Genomic DNA, 23,363 nt, shown 5'->3' on the forward strand with positions numbered 1-23,363 from the left:
CGCACTTGCAATGATTTATAAGTACCGATCGCGAATGTTCGGAAATGCGATCGGCCTTTTTGCGGAAAACCGAATCCCCCCGTTTCTGGAGCTGAAATATATTAAATACAGGTTGAGTGAAGTGTTTCTCAACCATCAAAACTTCAGATAGTCGAGGTATTAGTTATGGCACTTATTCGTTGGGAACCTTTGCGGGAAATGGACTCCTTGCAACGAGAAATGAATCGGTTGTTTGATAGCTTGTCACCGGCAACTGATCGCGCATCTAACGGTGTAGCTTTTCTACCCCCCGCCGAACTCGATGAAACTCCCGACGCCATCCACCTTAAGTTAGAAGTTCCGGGCATGGAAGCTAAGGATTTGGACGTACAAGTAACCGCAGAAGCTGTTGCTATCAGCGGCGAACGCCGTCAGGAAACTAAGACTGAAGATAAAGGCATGACTCGCTCTGAGTTCCGCTACGGTTCGTTCCGACGGGTGATTCCCCTACCCGCACGGGTTCAAAATGACAGCGTAGAAGCTGAGTACAAAAATGGAGTTTTGCACCTGAATTTGCCCAAAGCGGAAGCAGAAAAGAACCGCGTGGTGAAAGTGCAAATCGGTGGCTAATAATTGTTTCCTACTTTAGTTAGTTTTAGTTAATGAGTAGGGGGGCGCAAAGCACCCCCTATTTGTTTTGGGAATTGATAATTGGTCATTGGGAATTGAAAATTGGGCCGAAAAGCATTGGCCATTGCGAATTTTAGGAATGATTCTTCCTTTATCCTTTATCCTTCTTCCATCCATTTATCCGTTACATCCGTTACCTCTTCAGAAAGCGAATCCGTTGCCGAACTTCCTTTTTCCGATTCTGCAACTGTGCTAAACTCGAAGAGGCAATGGTTGGTGAGGAGACTTGCGTGCCGAGTCAGGGAGTTGGAGGAAATGGAATTGCATCTGAGTTTGGAGACTTAACCGGAATGACTCGCCAAGAAGTCGATGATTTTTTGCGCGGATTGGGTGCTAAGGTAAAAAAATCTTCAGGAAATTATGTTGAATACAAATTTTCTGACAGGTCAAAAGTCATAATCCGCACTAATAGTGAAGTTGTTCGGCTGCCAGCACCGCGATATGGCTCCGATGGTAGAAGAATAAACTGGGGTTTGCGTCTTGGCAAAGATGGTAGGGTACTCCAAACACGCGATGAATTGGGCAATCAGATTCCTGATACGCACATTACTGGAGAAAAAGTGAGTAATTAATATGCCTGATGACTACAACTTGCTTAATTTAGGTGGACTTACATCCCTCGTGAAAAATGTCCATGTGTCTTTGTGGGGGAATGAAGTATTACTGGAATGTATCTACGATCCTACACGCGATCGATTGCCTTACTCTTTAGTTTTTCAAGACTGCCGAGAAATTATGTGGGAGGTGCATGATGAAGAAGAAGTAAAAGAACCATTAGCTGATTTGATTGGTTTTCATTTGGGTGAAGACGCCCACCGGAAACCAGCTTTAATTCATACGGATATTTTTGAAATTTCAATTTTGTACGGCAGTTTTAGCATTCACAAGGGAGAAAAGCTAAATGCTGAAGTAGCAGATTTAGAAACAGAGGATTTGGTATCACAATCGCCAGCAGTATTGTAGCAATTTAAAAGCACGGCGCGGTTAAATTGCCAAGCGGTTAGTAATATTATATCTGGTAAAATAACTATTATAGTCCTGGACACACTCCGGCTCCTCGAAACTGGGTTTTTTACCTAATCTACGGGTTTTAACGAAGTATTTTCGTAATAAACCCGGTTTCTGGGCCCCCATGCGTAAGTCCTATATTATTAGGTTTGTAGTGAGGAGTGAAGTCCTCATCAAAAATGTGAGGATTGAAGTCCTGACTACAAAATAATTACCAATTTTTCAAAAAAGACAGTAGGTATTGTTGCCCGCCTCAGTTTACGATACTTAATAGAACTTTTTTCCCAGATGAGGTAAAACACAATGCCTGATATTGTTGATATTGCCGTAGGTGCGGGTTCGTTCCAAACCCTCGTAACAGCCGTGCAAGTAGCTAATTTAGTAGACGCGCTCAAAAGTCCGGGCCCTTTTACTGTCTTTGCACCCACGGACGATGCTTTTGCGAAATTGCCGCCGGGAACTATCACAACCCTAGTGCAGAACGTTCCCCAACTGACTAGGATTTTGATGTTTCATGTCGTCTCCGGCAAGTTTATGAAAGCTGATTTGGCAAAACTCGGTTTTGTTACTTCCTTGGAAGGTTCGCCGATTAAAATTGATTGTTCTGACGGTTTTGAGGTGAAAAATGCTACAGTTGTCGCTGCGGATATCGAAGCAGACAATGGCGTCATCCACGTCATAGATAACGTGATTTTAATGGGATAATTTCGCGGTTTAATCTCGCTGCGGGAGCCAAGCAGGTGCTTTGCGGTGCCGCTTTGCTCCCGATCGCGCCCTTGTTTTTTATCGGTTTAAGGTAATTTCAATATAAAAAAGTTGTCTTTTCGGCGGATGTATTTTAAGATGATTGTTTGAAAAAGTTTAAAAATCAATAATTATAATATAAGCAAACCAGTTTGGTGAGCACTATGCAAATCCTAGCCGCCAGCCTCAAAGCACAAGTCCGCCAGCGTACCTTGGAACTGCAAGTTCTCAACGAACTTACTGCAAAAGTTCAAGCCGCTCTCAGTGTTGAGGAAATTTGGTCTGCGTGTCTGGCACATCTCGATCGCCTGATTCCCACAGAGGCGATCGCCATTTTGACGCTACCAGACGATCAAATATACCTGGAACACTTACAGCCGTTAAGTGGTAGCACCAAAGCCGAAATAGAAGGGCGCTTGCAAACTGCTCGCGCTGAATGGCTAGCTGGCCATCGGGACTGGGCGCACAACATCACTCCGCCACCAATTGCTCAGTTTCAGTCAATCTTGATGGCACCAGCCAACCTGGATGAAAGTGAAGAATTGTTGGCAGTATTTTTCATAGGTGCAGAGCAGGCAACTGCTTTTAATTTGGAACACCTTTGTTTGCTCCACACTGTCGCTCAAATTGGCGCCAAACAGTTAAATATATTAGCATCTAAAACAACCAGTGTCAAGGATAAATTCCCAAATATTTTTGCTCTGGATTCGGAAAGTCAAGAACTATTGTTGCGGGCTGTAATGGACGAGGCCCCGGACAGAGTTTTTGTGAAAGATAGAAACTTTAGATACATTTTTGTAAATCAAAGTTTTGCTGAATATTTGGGGAAAAATGTTGAGGAAATTATCGGCAAAGATGACATTGAACTAGGGTTTTCAGCCGAATTAGTATTTGGCGATCGCAACAACTCAATTAGGGGCATCCGCGAGGCAGATCGAGCTGTGCTGGCTGGGGAGAGGGTTCGCAATCCCTACCAGGCGATCGTCTTTGAAAGTGGCAAACAGCACGTCTTTGATACGCAAAAAGTGCCACTGTACGATGCAGAGGGTAATATATTTGGGGTTTTGGGTTTTTCTAGAGAGATTGGTCAATTGCAGGCCACAGATGAAGCCAGAAATCAAAGCCAAGCCAAACTGCAAAAAATTACTGCTAGCGTACCCGGTACGGTATATCAAATTGACTTGCATCCAGACGGCTCGATGGCCTTCTCGTTTGTGAGCGCGGGCTGCCGAGAATTGTATGAAATAGAACCAGAGGCTGCTCAGCAGGATTTTAATGTAATTGTTGACATGATTCATCCCGAAGATCGAGATGATTTCCTCAACTCAGTGATGCTTTCTGCAGAAAATTTGCAGCCTTGGCGGTGGGAAGGAAGAATTGTCACTCCGTCAGGAAAACTTAAATGGGTGCAAGGAGCTTCTCAGCCAGAATTCCAAGCATCGGGGGAGATAGTTTACTACGGCTTGTTCACGGATATTAGCGCGCGGAAACAAGCTGAACGGAAGCTGCAACTTTATCAACAAATCTTTTTGAAATCCAACGATGCGATCGCGATCTTAGACCCCGAAGGCTATTACTTAGAAACAAATCAAGCTCACACGGCTTTGTTGGGTCACAGCGCGTCAAAATTGTGGGGAAAAACGCCTGCCACTCACATGGGTGAACAGGCATTTATGTCTGTGCTGCAAAGCTTGGCAGAAACAGGGAGTTACCGAGGCGAAATGACCTGTATTAAGGCTATGCAAGCAGGAACAGTTGAGGTGGAGGTTTCGGCTTTTGCGGTTTTAAATGATGCTGGGGATGTAGTTTGCTACGTAAATGTCAAAAGAGACATCACCGAACGCAAGCGAGCGGAGGAAAAACTAAAGCTTTACCGAGAAATATTTTTAAACTCCAATGATGCGATCGTCATTATCGATGCTGACGGGTTTTTCCTCGAACAAAATCTTGCTCATCAAACGCTTCTAGGATACACAGACGCGGAATTAGAAGCAGAAGCTTCGCCGCTGGTTGCGGGGGAGCGCTTTTCGGCAATTGCCCAAAGTTTAGCGAAAACAGGAAGTTTTCGGGGCGAAATTACTAACTGCACTAAAAAAGGCCAGACGCTGGCGATCGACGTTGCAGCATACTCTGTGATTAACAACGCCGACGATGTAATTTGTCATGTCTGCGTCAAGCGCGACATTACCGAACGCAAAAAAGGAGAAGAAGAACGGCAAAAATTTGTGTCGCTGATTGAAAACAGCAGCGATTTTATCGGTATGGCTACCCTGAAAGGCAAAACACTGTTTGTCAACGAAGCCGGACGAAAACTGGTGGGTGTAGAGAATCTTTCGGCAGTGCTTTATACGGAGATATGGGATTATATTGGACCTTATTTTCAACAGAAATTCAGTCAAGAGATTTTACCAACAATTATCAGTCATGGCCAGTGGCAAGGCGAAGGTCAAATGCAGCACTTGGGCAGCGGACAACCCATTGATGTTGTGATGAATGCTTTTCTGGTCAAGCACCCTCAAACCACCGAACCGCTGTGCTTTGCTGCGGTAATTCGCGATGTCACCGAACGCAAGCAAGCTGAGAGAATGCTGCGGGAACAAGCAGAACGGGAACGGCTGGTTTCGGCGATCGCCCAGCGAGTCCGGCAGTCTCTCAACCTGACTCAAACTCTGAGCACTGCTGTACAAGAAGTGCGACAGTTGCTGGCAACTGACCGCACGGTAATTTATCGTTTTGATGCCGAGGAAACAGCGCTGGTTGTTGTGGAATCTGTAGGGGATGATTGGATGCCCCTGCTGGGCAGAAAAGTTCAAAGAACATCCTTTGGGGAAAGTTATGTATGGCTGTACAGTGCAGAAACAATTCAAGCAATGGCAGATATTTATACGGCAAATTTGAGCGAGGAACACCGAGATTTACTTGCTAGTTTGCAGGTAAGGGCTAATTTAGTTGTACCAATTTTTATAGGCGATGAAAGTCAGGGGTTGGCAGCAGAATATTCGCCGGAAACTCGAATTGAACAGCAGGGAAGGAGTTTGGAAACGAGTCAAAATCGGTTGTGGGGATTGCTGATTGCCCATCAGTGTAGCGCTCCGCGTGTTTGGACTGATTCTGAGATGGATTTGCTGGGAAGGTTGAGCGTACAATTGGCGATCGCCATTCAGCAATCTACTCTTTTTGAACAAGCACAGCAGGCCCGAGAAGCAGCCCTGGAAGCGTCTCGAATGAAGTCGCTATTTTTAGCAAATATGAGTCACGAAATCCGTACTCCGATGAATGGAGTCATGGGGATGACTGAGTTGCTGCTGAAAACGAATCTTACTTCCGAACAGCTTGACTTTGTACAGACGCTGAAACTCAGCGGTCAAAATTTACTCTCCATCATTAATGATATTTTGGATCTCTCCAAACTGGAAGCCGGAGAAATGCGCTTAGAAATACTAGAATTTAACCTGAGTATCTGTATGAATGAAGTGCTGGATTTGTTGGCAACTCCCGCCCAAGAAAAAGGTATAGAAGTGGTGGCGCTGATTGACAGCGACGTGCCGGTGCAAATTAAAGGTGATGCAGCGCGGTTGCGGCAAATACTCACTAATTTGATCAACAATGCTATTAAGTTTACAGAAGCAGGAGAAGTTGTAATTGAGGTAGCTAATGCTAGTAATTATGGGTTATTGGCAGCCAGCGACAATCAGAAAAATTTAGAAAATACCGGAGCGTTAAAAACAGAAGAAAACAATGACTCTATGCTCCTGCTGTTTAAAGTCACAGATACAGGGATTGGGATTGCTCCCGAAGACAAAAAAAAGCTGTTTCAATCTTTTACTCAAGTTGATGCCTCTACGACAAGAAAATACGGTGGCACAGGTTTGGGGCTGGCTATTTCTAAGGAGTTGGTGGAGTTAATGGGTGGGCAAATTGGTGTGGAAAGTACGCCTGGCCAAGGCTCGACTTTTTGGTTTACTGTGCCGACAGTTAATGAAAATTTAACTGCTGTCGGCACAGCGTGCGAAGTGAATTTTGAAACGGTGCTGGCGGGGCGAAAAATGTTAATTGCTAGCGACAAGCCGACAGTGCGAAAAGTGCTAGTGAGAATGGCTGTTTTGTGGGGAATGGAGGTGGAAGAGGTTGAGAACGGTTGGATGACGATCGCATCTCTGTACAAAGCTGTCAGTCTTAATTCCCCTTACGATATCGTTTTGGTTGATATTCAGTTGCCGGAAATGGTGGCGGGAAGTCTCGAACGCTTGAGGATTTCTGAGCCGGCAATGCAGCAGACGCATTGGGTGGTTCTGACTTCAATGACTCAGCTTGCAGAGGCGAAACGCTTGGTAGATAGCGGTTTTAGCGGGTATTTAACTAAACCTGTGAAAGCTCACCGACTCTTTGATTGCTTGGCGAATGCGATCGCCCCGATGACGCTGATTGATGAGTCGCAGGCAAATTCAACGTCCAATCGAGCCTCAGCTATTGACAACCGGGACTTAGCAAGTTTAAAGATTTTGTTAGTTGAAGATACTCCAATCAATCAAAAAGTTGGTCTCAATCAACTCAGAGTTTTGGGATGCACTGCGGATGTGGCCAATAACGGTGCAGAGGCGCTATCTATGGTTGCTCTGAAAAAGTATGACATTGTGTTGATGGACTGTCAGATGCCGGTTTTGGACGGTTACGAAGCAACGCGGGAATTGCGCCGCCGGGAAGCTGCAGATGTTGCTGGAAAGATGCAGCCACCTCAAAAGACGGTGGTGATTGCGATGACTGCGAATGCTTTGAAGGGCGATCGGGAAAAGTGTCTGGCGGCGGGCATGGACGATTATATTAGCAAACCTATTTCGATTGAAAAGTTAAAATCCCTACTAGAAAATTGGTCGGCCAAGCTAAAAATTAAAACTCCCAATTTTAATGGTGAGGAACTTCAAAACTCTGAGCCACCAGATATCGAATCGGTAGTCGATATGGCACGTTTGCACGAAATTTCTGGCGCTGATTTGGAGTTTGAGCGGGAAATACTGCAAGCTTTTGTGGTGGATACTCGCAGTTATTTAGAAGCTGCTAAGGGGGCGATCGCCTCGGGAGATATGGAGACAGTGGCGCGCCACGCTCATCAAATTAAAGGTGTCAGCGCTACGGCGGCGGTGCGGTTAATGCCCGATATGGCAGATCGGCTTCAAAGTCGGGCCGAATCAAATGATTTGGATGGGGCTACAAAAATCATCGCTGAATTAGAAATAATTCTGGCGGGGGTTGAGAAGTTGGTGGCTACTGAGTAATCAATCAATTTTCTTTTGAACCGGGCTATCGGGCCAGATCCCGGACAGCTCTTGGCAGCCCCCGCGAGCGAGCGCGTGTAAAGATTTTTAATCTTTTATCAAGATGTTTATCTCAATGTGAAGGAATTGGGAACTCTTATAACATCTTGTGTGTTGTAGCTTGTGACACTACTTTATTAAGTTATTCTGGTCAAATATAAAATAATCATTAAGCCGATGGACATAAGGGTGCTTTTCGTCTATCGGCTTGAGACACCAAGACCCGCTTTTCGCTATCCCCGCCCATTAAGTGCGTATTTACGCTCAACGAGGTTTTATGACTCCAGTCATGTTACGCCAACTCTGGTCATTAATTGAGACCACCCAAGCTACTCTGTTAGTCAATTTAGACGATGCCACCCTGGTACAGTGGTTGCTAAAGCAGTTAAAGACGAACTCTGCGCTTAATGGCAAAGAAGCAGATGTGTTGGACGAATACATCCAGTCTCGGCTTTCCCTAATCCGCGATTTAGCTGAGCAACGGCTAGCACCAGAGCTACTGTGAGCGGATTCAATCAAAATCGGATAAATATTCCAGGGAACGGCGATGATCGCTCGCGCTGGGCAGAAATAGCAGAAAAGAAACCGGGTTTCGAGGATAAATCTTAGGTTTGACAACCAGGCCTCCAGCCAGAAACCGGGTTTCTAACTCTGGGCTCCCAGCTTGATCAAAACAAAACAGGCGGGTAGTCGGTGCAGTTGCCGCAGTGCAGCACCGGATGCAGAACGGCTAATTTGAAGCCGGAGGCTTTTGTAGATCGCCGATCGCCACAGTTCTCGACAGCTACAAGGTAGGATTGTCAGGAAAGCGTTCTACTAAAATCTATGCGTAAATGGGGATTTCTGCTACTAGCAAGTGTGTTATTTGTGACACCGTTGGCATCTTGTAGGGATCGATCGGCACAAATCGGACAAACAACAGCAACAAATACTGCAGGTGGCAACTCGCAACAAGGTTCCAGCCGGATAGATACAATTGTCAGCCGCGGCAAACTGATTTGTGGCGTCAGTGGCGAACTGCCGGGTTTTAGCTTTGTAGACGAAAAAGGCAAATATTCGGGACTGGATGTGGATGTATGCAGGGCTGTCGCGGCAGCAATATTTGACGATCCCGAAAAAGTCGAGTACCGAAAGCTCAACGCTAAAGATAGATTTACAGTTTTGCAGGCCGGAGAAATCGACATTCTCAGCCGAAATACTACCTACACCGCGAGTCGCGACAGCACTACCGGACTGGAATTTGCCCCGGTGATCTTTTATGACTCTCAAAGCATCATGGTCAAAAAAGATAGTGGCATCAAAAGTTTAAAAGATTTTGCGGGCAAATCTATCTGCGTGCAGACAGGTACGAGCACCGAACAAAATTTGTCCGACCAAATGCGAAAATTAGGAATTAAATACACTCCTGTGGTGTTTGAAGATGTGAATGCTACCTTTGCTACCTATCAAGAAGGTCGCTGTCAAGGTGTTACTGCCGATCGATCGCAACTTGTTTCTAAGCGGACAACTCTGCCGAATTCCGAAAATAATGTTGTTTTGCCGATCGTGATGTCAAAAGAACCCTTAGCCCCAGCGGTGAAAAGCGGCGATCCTAAATGGTCGGACGCGGTGAGATGGGTTATTTTCGCGGCGATTGAAGCTGAAGATTTAGGAATTAATTCGGGAAATGTAGACAAAATTGTGGCAAGCACTACAGACCCCAACGTGAAACGTTTGCTAGGAACAGAAGGAGATTTAGGTAAAGGTTTGGGACTCCCAAACGACTACGCTGTCCGTGTTGTGAAGAAAGTGGGGAATTACGGGGAAATGTACGATCGCAACCTCGGCCCCAAAAGTATACTCAAGTTAGAACGAGGTCAAAACAAACTCTGGAAAGATGGCGGTTTGCTTTACTCGCCGCCGTTCCGTTAATTTTAGTTAACTGTTGACCGTTGACTGTTGACCCTTGACTTTTAATTGTAAGGTGCGCATTGCACACCCTACAAGATATTTGAGACTCCGCGCTTACCCGACAGTTAGTAGGTGCGCAATGCGCACCCTACATAATTGTAAGGTGCGCAATGCGCACCCTACAAGATATTTGAGACTCCGCGCTTACCCGACAGTTAGTAGGGTGCGCATTGCACGCCCTAGATAATTAGTTCGATCGCCTATTAAACAGTTATGAACCCAGAACCTCAACCGGGAAAATCGCAGAAATTGCCCAAATTTAAAGATATATCAAAACTGCTGCGGGACGATCGCTTCTGGAAAATTGCCGGACAGGCGATCGCCCTAATTTTAGTAATAGTTGTTATCGCCATTCTCTGGGACAATCTCAGTGCTAATTACTCGCAACTGGGGATTGCATTTGGATTTGATTTTCTCAATTCCCAAGCATCTTTTGACATCGGCGAAAGCGTGATTCCCTACAGTCCAGAAAACAGTTACAGACAAGCTTATTTTGTCGGTTTAATCAACTCGCTGCGGGTAATGGGTCTGGGGATTATTTTCGCAACTATTGCGGGTTTGACGGTGGGAATTGCGCGCCTGTCGGACAATTGGTTGCTGCGGAATTTGGCTGGTTTGTACGTAGAAATTTTGCGGAATACGCCGTTATTGCTGCAATTATTTTTCTGGTATTTTGCAGTTTTCATTTCCCTGCCAAAACTGGAAGACAATCAGCAGATGAGGGGGCCGATTTACTTGACAAATCGCGGCATTGCTGTACCTTGGGCTGTGGCTTTGCCGGGTTTCGAGATTTGGGTGATTTTCCTAACAGTCGGAGTTTTGGCGGCGGCGGGGCTGTGGATGTGGCGGGCGCGGGTGATGTTGGAAGAAGCTAAGCCGGGAAGACAGTTGTTTTGGGCTTTAGGTGCGATCGGGCTGAGTGCAATCTTAGCTTTTATTATCACCAAAAATCTGCCTTTTCGGCTAGATTTCCCCCGCCTGACACCAGAATTGCAACTCGAAGGAGGATTAAAATTAACTCCAGAATTTGCCGCCTTGGTGACAGGACTCAGCTTGTATACTGGCAGTTACATTGCAGAAATTGTCCGGGCCGGAATTCAGTCAGTATCGAAAGGCCAGTGGGAAGCGGGAAAGTCTTTGGGGCTGAAGTCTGGAACAATGATGCGGATGGTAATTTTGCCGCAAGCTTTGCGGGTGATGGTGCCGCCTTTAACCAGTCAGTATCTGAATTTAGCTAAGAATTCGAGTTTAGCGGTTGCGGTTGCTTATCCCGACGTTTATTTTGTTGTGGGCTCTCCGACGTTGAATCAAACCGGTCGGGCGATCGAAGCAATGTTAATTATCATGGTAACATACCTAACAATTAGTTTGATAGTTTCTCTGTTCATGAATTGGTACAATAAAACTGTACAAATCAAGGAGAGGTAAATAGTTTATATTTAATCTATTTTAATTGGAATAAAAGGAGAGCGCGTCAAATGGCATACAGTGACTTTAGCTTAGACCGAGTAACTAAAAATTGTGAGTTAAGGATTAAGCAATAATAAATAACTCACCACTATCTTTGGCTTGCTAGTATCAAAGTTGAGGGGAATCAAATGACACAAGAATTAATTGCTCTTAGAAAGAGCATAGTGGAAGGAAGGTATACGGATGCTTTGGCAATAGTCGATGAGTTAGATGGAATGAGCAAACAGGCTATTTTGCGACAAATCCAATCTTTTTTAAATGTTTTGCTGATTCACTTGATTAAAAATCAAGTTGAACAGCGATTAACGGGTTCTTGGGCAAGTTCGATTCGCAATGCAATCAGAGAAATTAAGAAGGCAAATATTAAAGATAATAAAACATCTTATTACATCAATTCTGATGAATGGGAGAGTTTTATAGAGGAGGAGGTGATTGAGGATGCGATCGCAGAGGCTGCGGAGGAAGTATTGAATGGTGTTTATACTCAATTTCAACTTGCCGAGATGATGGATAGAAACCTGATTATTCAAACCGCTGTGAGGTTATTGAACTTGACTTATATCCATTCCGCCAAAGATTTACCCGCAGTGTTAGCCCAGCATTTAAGTCAGTTACCAGGTGGAGAAGATTGGATAAATCGGCGAAAATAAGTAGGATTTTTTTTAGCCCTGGCGATTGGAAATCGCGTCTAGACAAACAAAACCCGCCTACGCGGGTTAATAAAATAACTGGTTGTTACTCTACGTCATAGGATTGAAAACCGCTATATGGAAACTGTCCCCATATTACCGCCCCCAGCCACCGAATCACCTACCCCCTGGAATTGGGCGCGCAAAAATTTATTTAGTACCTGGTACAACAGCATTCTGACGGTAGTTTGCCTAATTATCGCCTTCCAAACTATTAAAGGAATTATTGTTTGGGCGACAACAAAAGCTCAGTGGCACGTGTTAGAAGCTAACTTGCCACTATTTTTCGCCGGCAGATTTCCCCGCGAATCCTACTGGCGGCTGTGGATAGTAACGGCCATAATTGCCTGGTTGGGAGGATTAACTTGGGGAAACATTCAGCGGCAAGAACGTCTTTGGAATCCGCCTTTACTAATTATACTCGGTGCTGCGGTTGTAGGTGCGGTCATTTCGCCGATCGACCTCACCCCTCGCCTTTACCTCTTAGGAATTATTATCGCAGCCGCCGCCAGCTATGTCATAGGCAGGCAAATAAACCCAAAAATCATGGGCTGGATGCCTGCAATTTGGGTTCTTTCCTTCCCAATAGTTTTGTGGTTAATTAAAGGCGGGTTAGGTTTGACAGAAGTGTCAACAAATGATTGGGGCGGTTTAGTGCTGACCCTGTTTTTAGCAGTGATTAGTATTGTGCTTTCCTTTCCTTTGGGAGTATTGCTAGCACTCGGCAGACAAAGTTCTTTGCCAGTTGTGAGACTGTTATCAACATTATACATTGAAATTATTCGCGGTTTACCATTAATTGGCATTTTGTTTTTAGGCCAAGTGATGCTGCAACTCTTTTTGCCACCAGAATATCCGAAATTGGATAGAGTGATTAGAGCCATTGCTGGATTAACGTTATTTAGTGCGGCATACTTGGCAGAAAACGTGCGCGGTGGCTTGCAGGCCGTGCCCAGGGGACAAATAGAAGCAGCTAGGTCGATCGGACTCAATACACCCCTGCTTACAATTCTCATTGTACTGCCTCAAGCACTGCGAATAGTCATTCCGGCGATCGGCGGTCAATTCATCGGATTATTCATGGATACATCCCTGCTGTCTCTATTCGGAATGTTAGAATTAATCGGAATATCCCGCGCAGTTTTAGCAAATCCATCCTATATTGGCAGGTACGCCGAAGTTTACATATTCGTAGGCATCATTTATTGGATATTTTGCTACTCAATGTCCCTAGCCAGCCGCAAAATAGAGCTAACATTAGGAGTAGGCGAAAGGTAAAAAAATATCTGCGTTCATCTGCGTTCATCTGCGGTTAAAAAATAAAAAATTATGGAAACTCAGCAAACAAGCCCAGAAACAGTAATTGTCGCAGAAAACGTCCACAAATGGTACGGACAATTTCACGTACTGCGAGGTGTCAGCATGACCGTAAACCGAGGTGAAGTCGTGGTCGTGATGGGGCCATCGGGTTCGGGAAAATCGACTTTTATTCGCACATTCAACGCATTAGAAGAATACCAACAAGGTAAAATTACGATCGACGGAATCGAACTTTCCCACGACTTACGCAACATCGAGACAATTCGCCGCGAAGTAGGAATGGTGTTTCAGCAATTCAACCTGTTTCCCCACTTATCAGTTTTGCAAAACGTCATGCTAGCGCCTGTATGGGTGCGCCGCTGGCCCAAGAAAAAAGCCGAAGAAGTGGCGATGCAACTGTTAGAAAGAGTTGGAATTTTGGAACAAGCAAAAAAATATCCCGGACAGTTGTCTGGAGGACAGCAACAGCGGGTCGCTATTGCACGTTCTCTAGCCATGCAGCCTAAAATCATGCTGTTTGATGAACCGACATCAGCATTAGACCCGGAAATGGTGCGGGAAGTGTTAGATGTAATGCGAAATTTGGCTCAAACAGGAATTACAATGGTAGTGGTAACTCACGAAGTCGGGTTTGCGCGCGAAGTTGCCGATCGCATTGTGTTGATGGATGGCGGTGTTTTAGTGGAAGAAGCCCAACCCGAAGAGTTTTTTCAGAACCCGAAGGAAGAACGCACCCGCAAGTTTTTATCTCAGATACTGTAACTGATTTTCTAGTTTAATTGGTGGGTTGGGCGACGGTCGCAGCAGTCAAAGTCGGCACAATTAAGGTAAAATAAAAGAGTGTACAATCAGTCTCTATTTTGCTGAGATAGCTTGCAATGCCATCCACAAAAACTCTGCCGTTAGTTAAAGACTCGGAACGCCTAGAAAGTCGCCTCAAAGAAATTCCGGCGGTTCCTGGTGTATATTTAATGCGCGATGAGAGCGATCGCATCCTTTACATCGGCAAATCCAAAAAACTCCGAAACCGCGTCCGTTCCTACTTCCGCGAAAGCCAAAATCTCAGTCCCCGCATCGCGATGATGGTGCAGCAAGTGCGCGAAATAGAATTCATCGCCACCGACACCGAAGCAGAAGCTTTAGCGTTAGAAGCAAACCTCGTAAAACAGCACCAACCTTACTTTAATGTCCTCCTCAAAGATGATAAAAAATATCCTTATTTGTGCATAACTTGGTCGGAGGAATACCCGCGCATTTTTATCACCCGCAAACGCCGCGCAGGTAGTGCAAAAGACCGCTATTACGGCCCCTACGTCGATACAGGGGCGCTGCGGAGTACGCTACATTTAATTAAGCGAATTTTCCCGCTGCGGCAGCGCCCTCAACCGCTGTTTAAAGACCGTCCCTGTTTGAACTACGACATCGGGCGCTGCGTTGGAGTTTGTCAAGGGTTAACTTCGCCGGAAGAATATCGAAAAATCATCCAAAAAGTAGCGATGATTTTCCAGGGAAGGACTGATGAATTGCTCGATATTTTAGAGCCCCAAATGGAAGAGGCAGCCGAAGATTTAAACTTTGAAACGGCGGCGCGTATTCGCGACCAAATTAAGGGTTTGCAGTCTTTGAGTGCGGGTCAAAAAGTGTCTTTGCCCGACGATACGGTTTCGAGAGATGCGATCGCACTTGCGGCCGATAGTCAGCACGCTTGCGTCCAATTGTTCCAAATTCGCGCCGGTCAACTGGTCGGAAGATTGGGATTTATGGCGGATATACCCCCCCAACCCCCCCTTGCCAAGGGGGAGCAAGAGTTATCTCAACATTCTCTTTCCTCCCCCCCAAGCCTTGGGGAGGAAGCAAAAGGGATAGAGGCCGGAGCGATTTTACAGCGGGTGTTGGAAGAACACTATCAAAATGTCGAATCCGTAGAAATTCCCAGCGAAATTTCAGTGCAGTACGAATTGCCAGAAGCGGAAATATTAGCAGATTGGTTGAGCAACCGTAAGGGGCGCAAAGTTACGATTTTGACGCCGCAGCGGCAAACTAAGGCAGAATTGATTGAGATGGTGGAACGCAATGCTGAGTATGAATTGGCAAGAATGCAAAGATTGAGCGATCGCAATTCTCAAGCAATGGAAGATTTAGCAGAAATTCTCGATTTGCCCGAAGTTCCTCGCCGCATTGAAGGTTACGATATTTCTCACATTCAAGGTTCTGACGCTGTAGCTTCCCGCGTCGTATTTATTGACGGTTTGCCGGCCAATCAACACTACCGCCATTACAAAATTAAAAATCCTGAAATTAAATCGGGTCATTCTGATGATTTTGCTAGTTTAGCAGAAGTTATCGGTCGCCGATTCCGAGGATTGAAGGAAGAAGAAACAGCCAAGATGGAAGATGGATTTAGCGATTTAGAAGAACCGAAAGAACTCAGCAATTTATCATCCGTTTCTCATACTATTTCCGACAAACCCGACTTAATTATGATAGATGGCGGCAAAGGTCAACTGTCAGCAGTTGTGGCTGTTTTGCGGGAGATGAATTTGCTAGAAGAGTTGCGCGTTGTCAGTTTGGCAAAGCAGCGAGAGGAGATATTTTTGCCGGGGGAATCTTTGCCGCTGCAAACTAATTCTGAGCAGCCTGGGGTACAATTATTGCGCCGGGTGCGGGATGAGGCGCACAGGTTTGCTGTGAGTTTTCACCGGGATCGAAGAAGCGAGAGAATGAAGCGATCGCGCCTCGATGAAATTCCCGGATTGGGACACCACCGACAAAAACAATTGTTGGCACATTTTCGGTCGATCGACTACCTCCGTTTAGCGACTCCCGAACAGTTGGCAGAAGTTTCTGGGATTGGCCCGCGTCTGGCGCAGCAAATTTACGATTATTTCCACCCGTAAAGTCTTACGCAGCATGGGAGACGGGGGTTTTTGGGGCGAGGGGGCGATCGGCGCGCAAGTCCCGATTCAGCCCCGATTCAGCCACTGTGAGGCAGGTCTTCAAAATTTTTGAACAGATCTCTTGCAATTCCCAGAGGCTTGTGGTATGTTTAGTTTCTGTGCGCGGGCATAGTTTAGTGGTAAAACTTTAGCCTTCCAAGCTAACTATGCGGGTTCGATTCCCGCTGCCCGCTTGCGCCTACAAAAACCTCAAACCAACGAGAAATCAACGGTTTGAGGTTTTTTATTGCTGATTTTTTCGGTTATCCAGCGGTCGGATTGACTAGAAATTGAATACAAATTGGATACAAAATGACTACGATTTGACTGCGGAACGACCAAACTGAGTATCAACTGAGTATCAAATGACTACCCGATCGCCCTTTTTGGAGACAATTTGGAGACAAATGAATACAAATTGAATACAAAGCATAACTGTATTCAGTTTGAGCCGTTTAGCTTGGCAAGTATCTCTCAAAACGCCTCCACCTCTCAGCTTGCGGTGAGCTGGGTACAAGAATCATTAGTTAACATAGAGTGCCCTGGTTTGGCAAGATTGCCGATCGAACTCAGCTTGAGTTATGACTGATTCGGAGTCGCATCAGTCACAAGGAGAGCCCGTGAAATATTTTTCAGTAGTAATGTATTTGCTGCGGGAACGGCAACAGTTTCTCGAAGAAATTCGCCAAGGTGTCAAGCTCAAATCTAAAATTTTCGGTTTGTTGATTTCTAGTACCGTATTTTTTGGCATTTACGGAGCGATATTAGGTGCATCTAGTACGTGGATGCAATGTCTGGTTTCAGCAATTAAGTTGCCAGCACTTTACTTGCTGACGCTGATTATCTGCTTTCCCACACTGTACTTTTTTAATGTCATGTTTGGTTCAAAACGAACTTTTGAACAGTATTTGACATTGTTGATGACAGCGATGGCCATGATTAGCGTTTTGCTGTTTGGATTTGCACCTGTTAGTTTGTTTTTCCTCATAAGCAGTACCAATTACAATTTTTATCTGTTGCTGAATGTTGCTATCATGGCAATCACAGGATTTTTGGGAGTAAGTTTCATTTATCAAGGAATGCACTTTCTTTCAGAACAAGATGCGGAAGGCAAAGACATCAGGCTAAATATTTTGCGCTTTTGGTTGGGACTTTATGCGTTTGTTGGGACTCAGTTGGGATGGACGCTGAGACCGTTTTTGGGGTCGCCGGGAATGGCTTTTCAACTGTTCCGAGACCGAGAAAGCAATTTTTATATGAGTCTGTGGCAATCAATTATGTCTCTGGGAGGATCGTAATTAATCCCAATTAAAGGAGATTTTGAAGAGTGATACAAGCGGATTTGGAACAGTTAAAAATTCCTGAGAAGGAGTTGGAGGATTTGAGCGGAATAGCTTTGAGCGATGGTTTTGCAGCGGATTTTTACCGACCTGCTGCACTCCGGGACGGCAAAAAGCTGCTTTCTCTTTTGGTGAATGAGTTGCTGATATTTTGCGTGACATTAGTTGTTTCGCTGCCAGTTGCTTTACTGGCTAATAAACATAATGTTGGTTTATTTAGCGATTCAGAGATATTTGTCCGTGTTTTACAACTAACTTTGGGTTTGTCGCTGGCGATTACTGTTGCTTGGAATATCTATAAATGGGTTAAGGCCAAGCCTCTGGCAACGCTGGCGGGTCTGCTGGATGAAGTTGAGAAGTATCATGAGGTAATTCAGGCTTTAGATATTATCGATCGCCTAACGGATGCTGGCAATTTACAAGCCAATTTAATTAACCGAGGAGATGCAATTGAAGCCTTAAAAATTACTAGAGAAAGTTTAGTCTGTGCTTTGAAAACAGAAAGAATTCTCAGGGAGAATCAGCAATTTATCGGTCGCCGTTACGAGCTATTTGCTAATATTGAAAGTAATTTAGCTGCTTTGATGGCGCTGGATGTGAGCGATCGGGCGACTGAATACGGCCGATTGCTAAATGAGGCTTTGGAAATTGGGATGAGCGTGCACAAAGAGGTAAGAAAGTTGCAAAATAGACGTTAGAGTTGTTGCATAGTTCCTGGTTTGTTGTAAAAGTAGTAACTTCTATATTACGCCCTGGTCAATAACAGGCAGGATGCCTGTTCCACAAAAATTAAATTTTCTTGTGGGGTGGGCATCCTGCCCGCCCCTCAAAGGCTTATTGAAAATGGTGCAATATAGAAGTTACTACAAACTTTTTTTACCACCGGGAATTTCAATCATCAAAAATATCCAACTGTTCGCCCTCAGACTCTTTTTTACCATTTTTTTTAACACCTTTCCGCAGCCCGATCGCAATTTTGCTATGTTTCTCAATCTGCTTCATCACCTGTCTCGCCCTGTCAATCACCGACGGCGGCAAACCCGCCAATCTCCCCGCTTCAATTCCGTAAGATTTGTCAGCACCTCCCGGCTGAACTTGGTGCAAAAATACGATTTGATCTGGCAATTCTTTCACTGTTACTTGATAATTTGCGACATTATCTAAAATAGAAGCTAACTCATTCAATTCGTGATAGTGAGTCGCAAAAATTGTCCGCGCCCGAATCTCAGTTGCTAAATATTCTGCCACAGACCAAGCAATAGAAAGTCCGTCAAACGTCGCCGTTCCCCTGCCAATTTCATCTAACAAAACTAATGATTGCGGCGTGGCGTGATTGAGAATATTTGCAGTTTCATTCATTTCCACCATAAACGTAGATTGACCCGTTGCCAAATCGTCTACTGCACCGACGCGGGTAAAAATCCGATCGCAAATTCCCAAACTCGCAGCTTTCGCCGGCACAAAACTGCCCATCTGCGCCATTAACTGGATCAAACCCACCTGCCGCAAGTAGCAGCTTTTCCCGCTAGCATTCGGCCCGGTTAAAATAATTAAATCTGGGCGGTTTAGCAATTCTTCCCGACCCAAAAAAGCAGAATTAGGTACAAAAAATCCCGGTGGCAAAGACTTTTCCACCACAGGATGACAACCTTCAATAATTTTAATTTCCCGACTTTCTGTCATAGTCGGGCGGCAGTAATTCTGGTAAACTGCTACTTCTGACAAACCGCACAAAACATCGACCGCCGCCACGGCGCGGGAAACGTTGCGAATAATTTCGGCGTGTTCTCCTACCTCCGATCGCACTTGAGCAAAAATATCGTATTCCAATTGATTTAAATCTTCCCGCGCTGTCAGAATTCGCACTTCCCTTTCTTTTAATTCTTCAGTGCTATAACGTTCTTCATTGGTGAGAGTTTGTTTGCGGGTGTAGTCTTTCGGCACTTGGTCTACTTTCGATTTTGTAATGCTGATGTAATAGCCAAAAGCTTTATTGTAGCCTACTTTTAAATTAGAAATTCCGGTGCGTTTTCTCTCAGTTGCTTCTAAATTTGCAATCCATTCTTGGTCGGCTGATGCAGTGTGTCGCATTTCATCTAGCATGGGATTGATTCCCGGTCGAATCAAACCTCCTTCTTTTAAATGAATCGGCGGTTCATCAACTAAATGAGCGTGAATTTTACTTGCTAATTCTTCTAGAATTGGCGGTACATTTTGCAGCGCTTTCAAATAGGGCGATCGCCCTTGGACTGCGATCGAGGCTAATGCCGGCAGTTTCGAGAGAGAATCAGCTAAAGCGACCAAATCCCGCGCGCTAGCTGTTCCAGAACCAGCGCGGCCTGTGAGTCTTTCTATGTCGTAAATTTGGCGCAGCAACTGCTGCAAATCTTGGCGCAGGGCGTTATTTTCTACTAATTCTTGAATCGTGTCGTGTCGGGCGCAAATGCCTTTAATGCTGAGCAAAGGTTGCAGCACCCAGCGACGCAAAGCACGGCCTCCCATTGCTGTGCTGGTTTTGTCTATAGCCCACAGCAGCGAACCGTGAAAAACCCCATCTCTCACTGTTTGAGTAATTTCGAGATTGCGGCGGGTTTGGTAGTCGAGGATGAGAAAATCGGTGAGAGTGTAAGTGTGCAATCTTTGCAAAGAAACTGCTTTTTCCTTTTGAGTTTCTTCGAGATATTGCAACAAACCGCCGGCGGCGCGCACTGCGAGGGAAAGGTGTCCGCATCCCATACCTTCGAGCGATCGCACTTTGAACTTTTGCAGGATTCTCTGTTTTGCTTCGGACAAACTAAACGGAATTTGCGATCGCAAAGAATAGCAAAACGAATTCGGCAAACACTCCGGTAAATGCTCTGATTTCTCTCCGGGCCTCAACATAGTCACCAAATCCGGCGCATTAGTCGGTACCAAGACTTCCGAAGGCTGCAAGCGCAGCAATTCTAGGGTTAATTGTTCTAAACTGTCTGCTTGGGTAGTGACGAATTCTCCCGTAGAAATATCTGTATAAGCCAATCCCCAATGTTCCCCCGCTATCACAATTGCTGCTAAAAAATTATTTTGTCTGGGTTTGAGCATTCCGTCATCAGTCAAAGTTCCGGGAGTGAGAATGCGGGTAATTTCTCGCTTGACTTGGCGGCCTTCTTTAGCAGCAATTGAGGCATCTTCTACTTGGTCGCAAACTACCACGGCATAGCCTTTTTCTACTAACATTGAAGTGTAGCGATCTAGGGCATGGTGCGGCACTCCTGTCATCGGCACTCTGCCGATTTCCTTGCCGCTTTCTTTGCTAGTACAAACAAGTTCTAATTCCTGCGAAATAGTAACTGCATCTTGGAAAAAACACTCAAAGAAATCTCCGACTCGAAACAATAAAAGTGCGTGGGGATACTGTTCTTTCACTTCCACATACCGCTGCATCATCGGTGTCAGCTTGGTGAATTCTAGTAGGCGGTGGTCGGCATTGCGGATGTTGGGTTGATTGGGGTCTGTTGGGGTAGATGCAGTGTAAGGCATAAAAGGCGATCGATAAATTTTAATCTTTAACAACTTTAGCGCAAGCTCGGCTTTTAGCTCTAACTAATATACAATATTTGACGATTAATCCTCCTTAAGCAGGGTGCAGGATTCTCCTGATTGGGGTGAAGTGTTGAGCTATACAAAAGTCACGCACCCTGCTTAATAATTGATCAACCCGCTTTTACTTGAGAAGTTTTCGGTCGCTATTTATCTAAAGTGAGCCAAAATAGCGACTGTAGTGAGGCTAAGTGCGGAAGTTTTATTGATTGTGAGAATGGGGCGATCGCCGATCGACAAAAACAACCTCATCCATCTCGTTATTAGCTGTTCTAACAGATGTGGAACGAAGACCGAAGTTGCAATCTTCCCCAAGGATTTAGCAATTAAGAATGTCCTAACCGTCGGGCGCGGTTGCTATAACTGTTGGCGGTTAATAGAAGAATGTAAAATTTCCCGTACTTTAGGGGCATAAAATTTACATTTTTGGTATTGAAAACAGCCGGAAGATAGATTTATAAATTATACCGTGGATAGAGAGAATAGATATTTTATATGCTTAAAATTAAAAACATCCAAGCGAGTAATTGCTCGGCTTAGTAAAGGTAAGATTTAGAATCAAAAATTTGCTAGCTAGTAGTTAACTAGAGGAAAAAAATAATGAAAGCTCTTTGCTGGCACGGAGCAAATGATGTGCGAGTTGATAATGTACCAGACCCAACAATTATCAACCCGCGCGATGCAATAGTTAAAATCACGTCTACAGCAATCTGCGGCTCAGATTTGCACCTCTACGATGGCTTCATCCCGACAATGCAATCGGGCGACATCATGGGGCACGAATTCATGGGGGAAGTAGTCGAACTCGGCAGCGAAGTCAAGAACTTAAAAAAGGGCGATCGCGTCGTCATTCCTTTTACTATTTCTTGCGGTAGTTGCTTTTTTTGCAACCGCGATCTGTGGTCGCTGTGCGACAACTCCAACCCCAATGCTGGGCTGGCTGAAAAAATGTTCGGTCATTCGCCGGCGGGACTGTTTGGCTACTCGCATTTAACGGGTGGCTATGCAGGCGGACAAGCAGAATACGCGCGAGTTCCGTTTGCAGATGTCGGCCCTTTAAAAATTCCCGACGGACTTTCTGACGAACAAGTATTGTTCCTCACCGATATCTTTCCTACCGGTTACATGGCGGCTGAAAACTGCGACATTCAGCCGGGGGATACTGTAGCAGTTTGGGGATGCGGGCCAGTCGGACAATTTGCGATCAGAAGCGCGTTTATGCTGGGGGCCGATCGAGTAATTGCGATCGACCGCATACCGGAACGCTTGCAAATGGCTGCCGCGGCGAAAGCAGAAATCATCAACTACGAAGAAATAGACGCCGGGGAAGCCGTCACCGAAATGACGGGGGGACGCGGACCCGACTCCTGCATCGACGCGGTGGGAATGGAAGCCCACGGCACCGGTCTCGACGCTTTGTACGACAAAGCCAAGCAAGCCGTGCGTTTGGAGAGCGATCGACCTACCGCCCTGCGACAAGTGATCCTCGCGTGTCGCAAGGGCGGCACAGTGTCAATTCCCGGCGTTTACGGCGGCTTCGTTGACAAAGTGCCATTAGGTGCAGCTTTCAACAAAGGCTTGACCATGAAAATGGGACAGACGCACGTTCACCGCTATTTGCGGCCTTTGCTCGATCGCGTTCAAAAAGGCGAAATTGACCCGTCATTTGTAATTACGCACCGAATGAAATTGGATGAAGCGCCCCACGCTTACGAGATTTTCAAACAGAAAAAAGACAACTGCATCAAAGTTGTCCTCAAACCCTAACTCGCATTTACCCTTTAAGGAAAAACTATGCTTTTACAAGAAAAAGAATCAGGCGACTTGATTGAAATCCTCGATGTAGATGCTTTAATCAGCCCTACAAAACAAGAAGTGCCGGGAAAAAATCAAGCTGGTCAAGAAGAGCAAGAGAAAGCAACTTTTGCAAAAAGCAATTTAGTGTTTCCTTCCGGTGAAACTCTGCCGCGCTGTTGGACTGAGGAAAATTATCAAACTCATTGATTCCCCTGATTCTCCCCATCCCGCTTAACAAGGGCGGGACTCGAAGCTAGGGGGATGGACACAGCACATAGGTGTCCGCTAAACCCAAGAAACCGCTCTCCGATAGGGGTTAAAACCCCTGCCGGAGGGCGGTTTAGACGTTTTTTTTGACACCCGGATCACACAGCGCTGTGTTTGTTTAAATAGAATGTACGATCGACCAAATTTAATGCAGAGTCTTTAGTTCGCGGGCGCGAGAAACCGCATTAAACTAAAGTGATAAAGATAACCGGGCTTGATTTAATTTCTTTATGACTAAAAGCTGATTCGCCTCCCTCACTGGCAGCGTTACAAATAATGAAA

General features: G+C 45.4%; 17 protein-coding genes and 1 tRNA gene. 17 read left to right on the forward strand and 1 reads right to left on the reverse strand.

Annotated features, from left to right (window positions below):
- Positions 1–165: 165 nt before the first annotated feature.
- The 15 genes from QUB77_RS00290 to QUB77_RS00360 all read left to right on the forward strand — a co-directional run bounded on the left by QUB77_RS00290 (position 166) and on the right by QUB77_RS00360 (position 18,136).
- Positions 166–609 (forward strand): Hsp20/alpha crystallin family protein, encoded by a 444-nt coding sequence (locus QUB77_RS00290; protein WP_333169412.1) that lies wholly within the window; start codon positions 166–168, stop codon positions 607–609.
- Positions 610–878: 269 nt separating this feature from the next.
- Positions 879–1,241, forward strand: coding sequence for a hypothetical protein (locus tag QUB77_RS00295; protein ID WP_333169415.1), 363 nt, complete (start codon positions 879–881; stop codon positions 1,239–1,241).
- A 1-nt stretch (position 1,242) separates the two neighbouring features.
- Positions 1,243–1,632: a hypothetical protein gene (locus QUB77_RS00300; protein ID WP_333169418.1), complete on the forward strand. Its 390-nt coding sequence runs from the start codon at positions 1,243–1,245 to the stop codon at positions 1,630–1,632.
- 348 nt (positions 1,633–1,980) lie between these two features.
- Positions 1,981–2,382, forward strand: a complete 402-nt coding sequence (locus tag QUB77_RS00305) for a fasciclin domain-containing protein (protein ID WP_006634220.1) — start codon at positions 1,981–1,983, stop codon at positions 2,380–2,382.
- 203 nt (positions 2,383–2,585) lie between these two features.
- Complete coding sequence (locus tag QUB77_RS00310) at positions 2,586–7,694, forward strand: PAS domain S-box protein (protein ID WP_333169419.1); 5,109 nt, start codon at positions 2,586–2,588, stop codon at positions 7,692–7,694.
- A gap of 316 nt (positions 7,695–8,010) precedes the next feature.
- On the forward strand, positions 8,011–8,238 hold the full coding sequence (locus tag QUB77_RS00315; protein ID WP_190656515.1) for a hypothetical protein: 228 nt from the start codon (positions 8,011–8,013) through the stop codon (positions 8,236–8,238).
- Positions 8,239–8,558: 320 nt separating this feature from the next.
- Positions 8,559–9,644 carry an amino acid ABC transporter substrate-binding protein gene (locus QUB77_RS00320; RefSeq protein WP_333169421.1) on the forward strand — a complete coding sequence of 362 codons (1,086 nt, stop codon included), beginning with the start codon at positions 8,559–8,561 and terminating at the stop codon, positions 9,642–9,644.
- A 252-nt stretch (positions 9,645–9,896) separates the two neighbouring features.
- Positions 9,897–11,111, forward strand: coding sequence for an ABC transporter permease subunit (locus QUB77_RS00325; protein WP_333169425.1), 1,215 nt, complete (start codon positions 9,897–9,899; stop codon positions 11,109–11,111).
- Positions 11,112–11,281: 170 nt separating this feature from the next.
- Positions 11,282–11,803 carry a DUF29 family protein gene (locus QUB77_RS00330; protein ID WP_333169427.1) on the forward strand — a complete coding sequence of 174 codons (522 nt, stop codon included), beginning with the start codon at positions 11,282–11,284 and terminating at the stop codon, positions 11,801–11,803.
- Between the two features lie 117 nt (positions 11,804–11,920).
- Entirely contained in the window at positions 11,921–13,120 is a 1,200-nt protein-coding gene (locus QUB77_RS00335) for an amino acid ABC transporter permease (protein WP_333169430.1), read from the forward strand.
- Positions 13,121–13,171: 51 nt separating this feature from the next.
- Positions 13,172–13,924, forward strand: a complete 753-nt coding sequence (locus QUB77_RS00340; RefSeq protein ID WP_333166452.1) for an amino acid ABC transporter ATP-binding protein — start codon at positions 13,172–13,174, stop codon at positions 13,922–13,924.
- 116 nt (positions 13,925–14,040) lie between these two features.
- Entirely contained in the window at positions 14,041–16,059 is a 2,019-nt protein-coding gene (uvrC, locus tag QUB77_RS00345; protein WP_333169432.1) for an excinuclease ABC subunit UvrC, read from the forward strand.
- Positions 16,060–16,221: 162 nt separating this feature from the next.
- Positions 16,222–16,292: transfer RNA gene (locus QUB77_RS00350), tRNA-Gly, on the forward strand.
- Positions 16,293–16,679: 387 nt separating this feature from the next.
- On the forward strand, positions 16,680–17,396 hold the full coding sequence (locus tag QUB77_RS00355) for an actin-binding WH2 domain-containing protein (RefSeq protein WP_333295794.1): 717 nt from the start codon (positions 16,680–16,682) through the stop codon (positions 17,394–17,396).
- A gap of 29 nt (positions 17,397–17,425) precedes the next feature.
- Positions 17,426–18,136, forward strand: coding sequence for a hypothetical protein (locus QUB77_RS00360; RefSeq protein WP_333169434.1), 711 nt, complete (start codon positions 17,426–17,428; stop codon positions 18,134–18,136).
- 193 nt (positions 18,137–18,329) lie between these two features.
- Here QUB77_RS00360 and mutS read toward each other — a convergent pair whose 3' ends face one another.
- Positions 18,330–20,957, reverse strand: coding sequence for a DNA mismatch repair protein MutS (gene mutS, locus QUB77_RS00365; protein ID WP_333169945.1), 2,628 nt, complete (start codon positions 20,955–20,957; stop codon positions 18,330–18,332).
- A 660-nt stretch (positions 20,958–21,617) separates the two neighbouring features.
- Between mutS and QUB77_RS00370 the strand changes: the two genes are divergently transcribed.
- Together QUB77_RS00370 and QUB77_RS00375 are read left to right on the forward strand one after the other, a co-directional pair.
- Positions 21,618–22,784 carry a zinc-dependent alcohol dehydrogenase gene (locus tag QUB77_RS00370; protein ID WP_333036713.1) on the forward strand — a complete coding sequence of 389 codons (1,167 nt, stop codon included), beginning with the start codon at positions 21,618–21,620 and terminating at the stop codon, positions 22,782–22,784.
- Between the two features lie 27 nt (positions 22,785–22,811).
- Positions 22,812–23,021, forward strand: a complete 210-nt coding sequence (locus QUB77_RS00375) for an acetyltransferase (protein ID WP_333065679.1) — start codon at positions 22,812–22,814, stop codon at positions 23,019–23,021.
- Positions 23,022–23,363: the final 342 nt, after the last annotated feature.

This window comes from Microcoleus sp. AT9b-C3, from assembly GCF_036705485.1.
GTDB lineage: Bacteria > Cyanobacteriota > Cyanobacteriia > Cyanobacteriales > Microcoleaceae > Microcoleus.

Coding starts and splice junctions, on each gene's coding strand:
- QUB77_RS00290 (WP_333169412.1), top strand. CDS start 166: ATGGCACTTATTCGTTGGGAACCTTTGCGGGAAATGGACTCCTTGCAA.
- QUB77_RS00295 (WP_333169415.1), top strand. CDS start 879: ATGGTTGGTGAGGAGACTTGCGTGCCGAGTCAGGGAGTTGGAGGAAAT.
- QUB77_RS00300 (WP_333169418.1), top strand. CDS start 1,243: ATGCCTGATGACTACAACTTGCTTAATTTAGGTGGACTTACATCCCTC.
- QUB77_RS00305 (WP_006634220.1), top strand. CDS start 1,981: ATGCCTGATATTGTTGATATTGCCGTAGGTGCGGGTTCGTTCCAAACC.
- QUB77_RS00310 (WP_333169419.1), top strand. CDS start 2,586: ATGCAAATCCTAGCCGCCAGCCTCAAAGCACAAGTCCGCCAGCGTACC.
- QUB77_RS00315 (WP_190656515.1), top strand. CDS start 8,011: ATGACTCCAGTCATGTTACGCCAACTCTGGTCATTAATTGAGACCACC.
- QUB77_RS00320 (WP_333169421.1), top strand. CDS start 8,559: ATGCGTAAATGGGGATTTCTGCTACTAGCAAGTGTGTTATTTGTGACA.
- QUB77_RS00325 (WP_333169425.1), top strand. CDS start 9,897: ATGAACCCAGAACCTCAACCGGGAAAATCGCAGAAATTGCCCAAATTT.
- QUB77_RS00330 (WP_333169427.1), top strand. CDS start 11,282: ATGACACAAGAATTAATTGCTCTTAGAAAGAGCATAGTGGAAGGAAGG.
- QUB77_RS00335 (WP_333169430.1), top strand. CDS start 11,921: ATGGAAACTGTCCCCATATTACCGCCCCCAGCCACCGAATCACCTACC.
- QUB77_RS00340 (WP_333166452.1), top strand. CDS start 13,172: ATGGAAACTCAGCAAACAAGCCCAGAAACAGTAATTGTCGCAGAAAAC.
- uvrC (WP_333169432.1), top strand. CDS start 14,041: ATGCCATCCACAAAAACTCTGCCGTTAGTTAAAGACTCGGAACGCCTA.
- QUB77_RS00355 (WP_333295794.1), top strand. CDS start 16,680: ATGACTGATTCGGAGTCGCATCAGTCACAAGGAGAGCCCGTGAAATAT.
- mutS (WP_333169945.1), bottom strand. CDS start 20,957: ATGCCTTACACTGCATCTACCCCAACAGACCCCAATCAACCCAACATC.
- QUB77_RS00370 (WP_333036713.1), top strand. CDS start 21,618: ATGAAAGCTCTTTGCTGGCACGGAGCAAATGATGTGCGAGTTGATAAT.
- QUB77_RS00375 (WP_333065679.1), top strand. CDS start 22,812: ATGCTTTTACAAGAAAAAGAATCAGGCGACTTGATTGAAATCCTCGAT.